2 protein-coding genes and 1 pseudogene are annotated in these 1,537 nt (G+C 56.8%); all 3 read right to left on the bottom strand.

Annotated elements, in window-relative coordinates; genetic code table 11:
• Window positions 1-503, bottom strand: a 503-nt coding sequence (locus ABLV52_RS00600; protein ID WP_348889866.1) for a DUF3304 domain-containing protein, incomplete at its 3' end; no start/stop codon positions are given.
• A gap of 68 nt (window positions 504-571) precedes the next feature.
• Complete coding sequence (gene tli1, locus ABLV52_RS00595) at window positions 572-1,093, bottom strand: T6SS immunity phospholipase A1-binding lipoprotein Tli1-KP (protein WP_092583010.1); 522 nt, start codon at window positions 1,091-1,093, stop codon at window positions 572-574.
• A 68-nt stretch (window positions 1,094-1,161) separates the two neighbouring features.
• Window positions 1,162-1,537: pseudogene (locus ABLV52_RS00590) on the bottom strand (DUF3304 domain-containing protein); the annotation flags it as partial.

Here is a 1,537-nt window from a genome sequence, read left to right as displayed (position 1 = left end):
GGCTCCTTCATCCTGACGGGCTCTTTTATCGGGTAGTTCGCATTTCTCGGTGACCAGCAGCTAGTGGTTACCTTCACGTCATCGCAGGGTAAAAAGTGCACCGTAATACCGCACACCTCCTGGCCGTTATAGTCGGGCAGCGGGACGGTTTGGCTGTGCTGCCTCTTTTGGGCATCAATTCCTTTTTTCCAGGCAAGGTATTTTTGCCTATCCTGATACCCCGGAAAGTCCATGGAGTACCCCACCCCAGTTTCCCAGTCAACGCGCACCGTCATACCCGGCGTCCAGCGGGCGGGCACGCTGAAGCAGCAGCCGCCACCGCCCCCCTGAAACGGGCCTATTGAATCGATGCCCGACTGACCGTTGACGCTGAAGTGATTAACTGCCCACTTTGTATGGTTGATGGCTTTTATTGTTCCGCCTCCGGCCCGGGCGGCTGGCTGCGCGCAGCCGGTTAACAGCAGCAGCCCCACCAGCAGCGGGCTTATTAATGCAGATTTCATCGGACTCTCCCTGTCGTTTTGAGGGTGATTAAGGAATGGTGATGCCATCCCGGGGAAACGAAGGCGAGCTACTTCGGACATACGGGGGGCTCCTTCATCCTGACGGGCTCTTTTATCGGGTAGTTCGCATTTCTCGGTGACCAGCAGCTGGTGGTTACCTTCACGTCATCGCAGGGTAAAAAGTGCACCGTAATACCGCACACCTCCTGGCCGTTATAGTCAGGCAGCGGGACGGTTTTACTGTGCTGCCGATTCTGAGAGCTCATTTTTTTCTCCCAGGCTTTATATTTTTCGTAATCAGCAAATCCAGGAAAACCTTCAGTCGATGCCTCCCCACTTTCCCAGTCAATGCGCACCGTCATACCCGGCGTCCAGCGGGCGGGCACGCTGAAGCAGCAGCCGCCACCGCCTCCCTGGAACGGGCCTATAATGTCGATGCCCGACTGGCCGTTGACGCTGAAGTGATTAATTGCCCACTTTGTATGGTTGATGGCTTTTATTGTTCCGCCTCCGGCCCGGGCGGCTGGCTGCGCGCAGCCGGTTAACAGCAGCAGCCCCACCAGCAGCGGGCTTATTAATGCAGATTTCATCGGACTCTCCCTGTCGTTTTGAGGGTGATTAAGGAATGGTGATGCCATCCCGGGGAAACGAAGGCGAGCTACTTCGGACAGACGGCCGGCTCCTTCATCCTGACGGGCTCTTTTATCGGGTAGTTCGCATTTCTCGGTGACCAGCAGCTAGTGGTTACCTTCACGTCATCGCAGGGTAAAAAGTGCACCGTAATACCGCACACCTCCTGGCCGTTATAGTCGGGCAGCGGGACGGTTTGGCTGTGCTGCCTCTTTTGGGCATCAATTCCTTTTTTCCAGGCAAGGTATTTTTGCCTATCCTGATACCCCGGAAAGTCCATGGAGTACCCCCCCAGTTTCCCAGTCAACGCGCACCGTCATACCCGGCGTCCAGCGGGCGGGCACGCTGAAGCAGCAGCCGCCACCGCCCCCCTGAAACGGGCCTATTGAATCGATGCCCGACTG

Source organism: Klebsiella sp. GB_Kp056, from assembly GCF_040064755.1.
GTDB lineage: Bacteria > Pseudomonadota > Gammaproteobacteria > Enterobacterales > Enterobacteriaceae > Klebsiella > Klebsiella quasipneumoniae.
Note: the sequence above shows the minus strand (reverse complement) of the source record. Positions and strands in the feature narration are given on the sequence as shown.